Raw genomic sequence first — 7,199 nt, forward strand, 5'->3', positions numbered from 1 at the left:
GGCTAGTACTCAGTCAATCTTATAATGTCGGATAAAGTTTCTTCAGTTTTATCCGCGCATCCTCAGTGGTAAATCGCCATTTCATAGGGCGAGCAATAGCATTTCTTTTTTCTTGCCACGCTAAAATTTCTTTTTTTAACATTTCTTGATCTGGAATGCGCCGATCCATACATTGCCGTGACAGGATGCTTAATTCTATCTCGGCCATATTTAACCAACTACCATGCTTGGGCGTATAGTGTATTTCCAGTTTTTCAAGAATTCTTCTCGCCTCTTTTGGCTCAAATGCCTTATATAAAGAGGCACCAGTATGGGTATTCAGATTATCCATAACCAGGGTAATACGTTTAGCCTGCGGGTAATGGACATCAACCAGATTACGGATCTGATGCGCCTAATCAATAGCCGTTCTTTGATCGGTTACTTCAACAAACCGTTTACCCTGTAACGGTTCAAAAAACATAAAAACATTACTCACACCATTACGTTCATATTCCGTGTCGTACCGAGCCTGCGAGCCAGGCTTTGCCGGTATTGGTGTTCGCGTGTCTTTAATCTGTTGCTTACTGCTTTCATCCATGCAAATCAGTGGTTGCGCTTCATCATAAGGTCGCTTGTAAACCTCAAGCGTATCTTCCATAGCGCAAACAAACTCAGCATTTTTTTTAGCCGGAATACACCACTCTTTATTTTGCCAGGGTTTTAATTCGTTTTTTTTAAGGTTTGCCGGATAGTTTCATGCGATACACTTTCAATATAACCCAGCTCAACCATCTGCTGTCCAAGTAAACGTAATGTCCAGCGACTACGACCTTCAGGTGCATCGCCACAACTTAACGCGATCAAACGGGCTTCATTCTCACCATCAATAGTACGGCTTTTAACGCGAATTGACTTTGCTCGGTTTAAAGCGGACTCCAAACCTTCTTGAACCAGTCGCTCCCGGACTCGTTCAACGGTACGTCTTGAAATACCAAAAGCTTCACTTATTGGCCGGTCCAGCCATTTTTCGCCTAACTCGCTAATATCTGCTTTGAGCAGTATTTCAGCGTGTAGCCTTTTATGAGCCGCAACTTTTCCGGTATGAATCAAACTTCCCAAATAAGCGCGTTCATCTTCCGTTAGTCGTACTATGTATTTCTTTTTCAATGGTGTTTATTAATGGCAATGTAAAGACATTATATGGGGGCTATCATTCGACATATCAACGCTGACTGAGTACTAGTACTCAGTCAATCTGATTTTGTCGGATTTTATATCAGAAATTTCCGGTTTATAGCGCTAATTTTACTCGACATATTAACGCTGACTGAGTACTAGTACTAAGTCAATCTAATTCTGTCAGATACCATACCAGTAATTTCGAGTTTTTAACGCTAATTTTATTCGACATATCAACGCTGACTGAGTACTAGCTTAGGGGTTACACCCCTACGCATGCCATTATCCAGCATCCAGACGATGCCATTGGCATCACTGCGGATGCCCAGTACGGAATCAAGTTTCAGCTTTGACATGGAATCAGCATCTGCCAATTTTTTATTAGGAAACGGCACCAGCACTTTATTTTTATACTCGACCACCGTGTATTTCGGCAGATAAAACTTATGCATGCTCATGCGACCCTGGTTGGTAATAGTGACATTGCCCGGTCCGGTATCGAGATTGACTAGGATGGCGAACTTTTATTCGTTAGCCGATGCCGCTTCGAATGCGAACATGAATAAAATGGTTGCGAGTTTAACAAGGGTATTCATAAATAACTCCAAATTGAAAAAATCAGTTGAAACCTTACTTCATCCAAGCAGGGCTGTTAAATGATCTTTATTCGTGGTGGAATTAATAAATTTTGTGAAGACAGTGGCGATAACTTCATCAGGGATGTTCGAAAGCAAGCGATTAAAGACGATGAAGGCCTATGCTTCTTCAATTGGCAGCGCGGTCTTGTTCACCACCCGGCGCAGAATAAAGCTCGAATGCACCCCGGTAACGCCGGTGATCCGGGTAATGCGGTTTAGCAATAGCTCCTGGTAGGCATCCATGTCCCGGACAACGACCTTGAGTTGATAGTCGGCGGACTGACCGGTTATCAGCAGGCACTCCATCACTTCTGGAATCTCGCAAATCTGCGCTTCAAAGTGACTGAACCGCTCCGACGTATGCTGATCCATCGAAATATGAATCAAGGCCAGTAACGATAAGCCCAAAGCCTTTGCGTCGACCAGGGCGCGATACCCCATAATCAGGCCGGATTCCTCCAGAGCCCGCACGCGCCGTAGGCAGGGTGACGTCGATAGACCAATGCGGTCGGCCAGATCCTGATTGCTGATCCGTCCGTCCTCCTGCAACACACGAAGAATCTGACTGTCGTAACGATCAAGCTCCATTATATTGTTTTGGATTAGTCATAAGTGATACAAAATTGCCCATATAGCCATAATATTAAAATATTCTGCTAAAACAATACGCTGTTAAGCCATATAACGCAATAAGATGCCGCTTCGTCTTTGCTAAAATAATCCTCATCAAAACAGCAATGCAAAACTGGAGCCGCCAATATGTTAAAACATCACAATACCAAGTACCGCCCGTTCCCCCCCGTCGATCTTGCCAATCGTCAGTGGCCGAACCGAACCATCACTGCTCCACCGTTCTGGATGAGCACCGATCTGCGCGATGGCAATCAAGCCCTCTTTGAACCGATGGACTCCGAACGCAAGATGCGCATGTTCCGCAGCCTCTGCGACATCGGTTTCAAGGAAATCGAGGTAGCGTTTCCTTCCGCCTCACAGACCGATTTCGATTTTGTTCAGACCTTGATCAACGGCGACCACATTCCTTCAGATGTAACTATCGAGGTACTCACTCAGGCGCGCGAGCACCTTATTCGACGTACCATGGACTCGTTGCGGGGTGCCCGTAGAGCCATTGTCCATGTCTATAACGCCACGTCACGACCATTTAGGGAAATAGTTTTTGGCATTAGCAAAGCTGAAGTTATCGACATGGCGGTTGCGTCTGTCCTATTGGTAAAACAGCTCGCCAGTGAGCAGCTGGAAACAGAATGGGTGCTCGAATACAGCCCGGAGAATTTCACTGCTACCGAACTCGACTTCGCCCTTGAGATCTGTAACACGGTAACAGCAGCCTGGGGCGCAACCCCGCAGAACAAGGTCATCATTAACCTTCCTGCTACCGTTGAAGTTGCGACACCTAATATCTATGCCGATCAGATCGAATGGATGCACCGCAATCTTGATCGTCGAGATAGTGTGGTTCTGAGTCTGCACCCACACAATGACCGAGGCACGGCCGTGGCCGCAGCAGAACTTGGCCTCATGGCCGGTGCGGATCGGGTCGAGGGCTGTCTCTTCGGTAATGGCGAACGTACCGGCAACGTGGATATTGTTACGCTGGCACTTAACCTTTATACGCAGGGTGTCGCGCCGGGTCTGGACTTCTCAGATATCAATGCCATCGCACGTACTGTAGAGCATTGCACCCAGTTGCCTATCCATCCTCGCCACCCTTATGTGGGTGACCTTGTCTTCACCGCATTCTCCGGTTCTCACCAGGATGCAATTAGGAAAGGCTTAGCCGCTCAGCAGCCCGATACTTTCTGGAATGTGCCTTATCTGCCTATCGACCCGGCCGATGTTGCACGCGGTTACGATTCGCTGATCCGTATCAACAGCCAATCGGGCAAAGGTGGAGTGGCCTACCTGCTTGAAACCGAATACGGGATAGTCATGCCGCGCCGCTTGCAGGTGGAGTTTTCTGGCGAGGTGCAACGGGATACTGACAAGCAGGGCAGTGAGATGACCGCTAGCGCTATCTGGCAACTCTTTTCTCGCACCTATCTTGAAAGCGAGCACCCCGTGCGTTACGCGGAACATCATCTATTTGAACACAGCAGTGCCCAAGGTATAAAACTTAACGTCGAAGTGGATGGCGAAAAATATCAACTCGAAGGCGTAGGAAATGGCCCTATCGATGCGACTATTCATGCCCTGCAGTGCATCGGCATCTTTGTTCAGGTACGCAGTTATGAAGAACGCTCCACCCGTGCCAGCGGCGAGGCCGGCAATGCTCAAGCCTGTGCTTTTATGGAGCTCACTTACTCTAAAGGCAACTACGAGTGCTACGGTGTAGGCATCGATACCAATATAGTCACGGCATCGATTAAAGCCTTAATCAGTGGCATCAATCGATTGGCGGGTATCAGAAACGATGAGTTCCAACCCAAGGAAAGGTAACCGATTCTTGGCCCATATTTCCGAACTCTATATCGCCATAAAGCTGCCACTCGCGACCGTCTCTTGATGTTAAGGCTTGTCAGATGCCTGCCTTAAAACACAGGACTATCCGAATATACCAGAACTCTGGGGGCAGGCGTCGGACAAGCCTTAACAACAGCCGATGGTCATAAGTTTTAGCAAATCAATCAAAATATACTCTTCTCATCATTTATCAAATAGCCCCTATACTGTTTTTAATGCAGGAACTCACGCGTATTCAGCTCTCAAGCCTCAAAACGATTAATGCCTCGGAATACATAAGCCGGGTTTATGCCAAAGTTATCGCGAAAACAGTGACTGAAATGGGTTGCATCTGAAAATCCGGCATTTAACGCAGCAATAGTCATATTATCAATAGCGTTTAAATTTTCCAATGCTAAAAACAAGCGCTTCCATGTCCTGAAACGTCGATAAGGGACATCGGTATGCTCTTTAAACAAATGCAAAAATCGGGACGACGATAAATCAGCTCTTTCGGCTAGATATTCTTGCGAGAAATTGCAATCCGGCTCATTGCAAATCAGATTGATAGCCGCTTGTACGCGTGGATCGACCACTAAATTCAGATCTCCATCACATTGCAACAAGCTATCCAGGCAGTTTTCAATAACGGATTTATCGGGATCGAGTTCATAAATCCAGCGCAATTTATCGATCAGTTCAAAGTCCTGAAAAAATGACAGCGATTGTTCCGGGCAAGTAAAGCGGCGCTTAAAATACAAAAAATCGGAACTGTCTCTTTCAATAAATATTTTTCCATGTATACCGCCTTCAAAATCAAGCTCATGCTGGGTACCTGCGGGGACAATCGCACAGCGGCAACTTTGCCATGCACCGTTTGCAATTTTTATCCTGAAAGGCCGGTAGATTCCCACATGTAATACCACCGTGGCATAGGCGTGCACATTCAAATGTACTGACGGACCGAAATAAAGCGATCGGCCTCGCCAGATAAACAAGCGCATATAAGCAGGATAAAGTTTTAACATAGCTAGTTCATACAAGAATTAGTGTGATGATCAGATTATAATCCTTCCAGCTGATTTTCATGAGCTTCACCCACCATAATCAAGGAACCTACTATGAATGTTATTGAATTTAAATCGCGTTTTACAGAATTACTGGGTAATGTTGCAAAAAACGTTATTGATGACCATCGTTTTTTTGATATTCCATCCGACCAAAAGCCTTGGTTTGATACTGGCCTTGATGTTGAAGCCGATGATAATTTAACCTCTTTCGCGGCTGGTAAAACCCAGTTTAAAGACCTGCCCATAACCCTGGAACCCAACTTTCAGCTTTGGTTTCGTATCGGCCAAGACGGCGAAATATTCCGTGGCACCCGCGATAGCCATAGTTTTACGGTAGAGCAATCGGGGCGACTTTATCTGGCCAGTTATTTTCCAGGAGAATGGTCTAGCAAAACCGGTGAATTGGCAACCCCGGATGAAGTGTACGATATAGTAACAGGCAATCTAGCCGTGTTACTTATACACTGGCAAGGCGATACGTTGGATGGATTAAAAAGTCTTGTCGAATACGGCGACGCAAATAACCTGATCGCAAGAGAAATAGATCGGTTGGTTTCGCCGATTATTACGCCGGATGGCTGGGATTATCTGTGGTTTACAGGTCCTGCGGAAGTTTATCAATCTCATGCAGTACCGATGAAAGAGTCGGCAATCTGCTGTCATACGCACAATGACGGCGGGCTGTTGCAAAGATCGGTTTCCCTGCCCTTTAAACCGAATACCCGATTGCGTTGGTCATGGAAAATAGACACCCTACCTTCCACTGTGCGTGAGGATACGCTGCCAACCCACGATTATTTAAGCATTGCGGTCGAATTCGATAATGGTCAAGATATTACCTATTACTGGAGCGCCGAACTGCCGCCAGAAACAGTATATCGATGCCCAATTCCAACCTGGACTGCCCGCGAAACCCATGTTGTCATCCGTTCTGGTTCCCAAGGCTTGGGCGAATGGTTGAATGAGGAGCGGGACATATATCAAGATTACAGCGACGCAATAAGCGGAGTTATTCCAGATAATATCGTAAAGGTTTGGTTGATTGCCCTCAGTCTTTTTCAACATGAAGAAGGTGTATGTCAATTTGCAGACATCAGCCTCCTGAGTGATGGTCGGGTAATACCTGTATAATTAGGAGTGAATTTAATGAAATTTAAGGGCTCAAGAGTGGCTATTTATCTAGCTTTTAGTCCTCCAGTTAATGCGACTCGGCGCATTGCCGTTTTAAATTTTGAGTTAAATGATATCACTTCATTATTGAATACACCGGAGAAATTAATCCGCACAGCCCTGTCGGGCAACGGCTTTTCGTTACTCGACATTTTTATGTGTGTGACCCCCCTTTTTGTGCCCATGCAAAATTAAAGTTTTTAACTCCAAACGGTGGACAAAAAAACATTGCCCAGCTTACATATTTGTAATGTCGCTGATGGATCGAGTGAAGTCGATGGATTTGCTTTTACATAGCTGATTTTGAACGGCCGCTATCCGGAATTATTTCCAGTACGGGGTTAATTAACCAAAAGAACGGTTTGTTCCACGACGCCCCTGTAGCCATTGGTATCAGCGGCGTACAGACGAAATATCGATTTTAAAATCGTCTATAGTATTGCTTTTATCCTATTGAATATTAACAAGATTACCTAGATAATAAAATTCATACCTTTTGTATGTAATTACTGGATTTTTACGTTGAACAGGCAAACAAGTAGCAAAAAGCATTAAAAAGATACATATAAGAACCTGATGTTACGCAGTCCGTAATTTTTGCAGCTCTGCATAAGCCATTTGGTTCGCCTTGATGAATAGCTTAGTTCGTAATGCAAAATGATTGGCCTTGTGTTTTATCTTCAGACATTCCAGCTTGAAT

Annotated in this window: 6 protein-coding genes and 2 pseudogenes; 3 read left to right on the top strand and 5 right to left on the bottom strand. The window is 45.3% G+C overall.

Going from position 1 to position 7,199, the window contains the following annotated elements; translation table 11 throughout:
• Nucleotides 1-19 precede the first annotated feature (19 nt).
• From N7974_RS19705 to N7974_RS19715, 3 genes and pseudogenes are all read right to left on the bottom strand, one after another.
• Nucleotides 20-1,149, bottom strand: a pseudogene (locus N7974_RS19705) (IS630 family transposase).
• A gap of 245 nt (nt 1,150-1,394) precedes the next feature.
• Nucleotides 1,395-1,619, bottom strand: a complete 225-nt coding sequence (locus N7974_RS19710; RefSeq protein WP_262967246.1) for a hypothetical protein — start codon at nt 1,617-1,619, stop codon at nt 1,395-1,397.
• 297 nt (nt 1,620-1,916) lie between these two features.
• Nucleotides 1,917-2,387 (bottom strand): Lrp/AsnC family transcriptional regulator, encoded by a 471-nt coding sequence (locus N7974_RS19715; protein WP_394813136.1) that lies wholly within the window; start codon nt 2,385-2,387, stop codon nt 1,917-1,919.
• 171 nt (nt 2,388-2,558) lie between these two features.
• Here N7974_RS19715 and leuA point away from each other — a divergent pair, with 171 nt between their 5' ends.
• On the top strand, nt 2,559-4,256 hold the full coding sequence (gene leuA / locus N7974_RS19720; RefSeq protein ID WP_262967247.1) for a 2-isopropylmalate synthase: 1,698 nt from the start codon (nt 2,559-2,561) through the stop codon (nt 4,254-4,256).
• A gap of 266 nt (nt 4,257-4,522) precedes the next feature.
• Here leuA and N7974_RS19725 read toward each other — a convergent pair whose 3' ends face one another.
• Nucleotides 4,523-5,287, bottom strand: coding sequence for an AraC family transcriptional regulator (locus tag N7974_RS19725; protein WP_262967248.1), 765 nt, complete (start codon nt 5,285-5,287; stop codon nt 4,523-4,525).
• 93 nt (nt 5,288-5,380) lie between these two features.
• On the opposite strand from N7974_RS19725, the gene N7974_RS19730 reads away from it, so the two are divergent.
• Together N7974_RS19730 and N7974_RS19735 are read left to right on the top strand one after the other, a co-directional pair.
• Nucleotides 5,381-6,460, top strand: a complete 1,080-nt coding sequence (locus tag N7974_RS19730) for a DUF3047 domain-containing protein (RefSeq protein ID WP_262967249.1) — start codon at nt 5,381-5,383, stop codon at nt 6,458-6,460.
• Nucleotides 6,461-6,475: 15 nt separating this feature from the next.
• Complete coding sequence (locus N7974_RS19735) at nt 6,476-6,694, top strand: hypothetical protein (protein WP_262967250.1); 219 nt, start codon at nt 6,476-6,478, stop codon at nt 6,692-6,694.
• 384 nt (nt 6,695-7,078) lie between these two features.
• On the opposite strand, the pseudogene N7974_RS20930 reads toward N7974_RS19735, so the two are convergent.
• Nucleotides 7,079-7,199 (bottom strand): annotated as a pseudogene (locus N7974_RS20930) (IS701 family transposase); the annotation flags it as partial.

This window comes from Methylobacter psychrophilus (genome assembly GCF_025583945.1).
Classification (GTDB): Bacteria; Pseudomonadota; Gammaproteobacteria; order Methylococcales; family Methylomonadaceae; genus Methylobacter_C; species Methylobacter_C psychrophilus.

Coding starts and splice junctions, on each gene's coding strand:
- N7974_RS19735 (WP_262967250.1), top strand. CDS start 6,476: ATGAAATTTAAGGGCTCAAGAGTGGCTATTTATCTAGCTTTTAGTCCT.
- N7974_RS19725 (WP_262967248.1), bottom strand. CDS start 5,287: ATGTTAAAACTTTATCCTGCTTATATGCGCTTGTTTATCTGGCGAGGC.
- leuA (WP_262967247.1), top strand. CDS start 2,559: ATGTTAAAACATCACAATACCAAGTACCGCCCGTTCCCCCCCGTCGAT.
- N7974_RS19715 (WP_394813136.1), bottom strand. CDS start 2,387: ATGGAGCTTGATCGTTACGACAGTCAGATTCTTCGTGTGTTGCAGGAG.
- N7974_RS19730 (WP_262967249.1), top strand. CDS start 5,381: ATGAATGTTATTGAATTTAAATCGCGTTTTACAGAATTACTGGGTAAT.
- N7974_RS19710 (WP_262967246.1), bottom strand. CDS start 1,619: ATGAGCATGCATAAGTTTTATCTGCCGAAATACACGGTGGTCGAGTAT.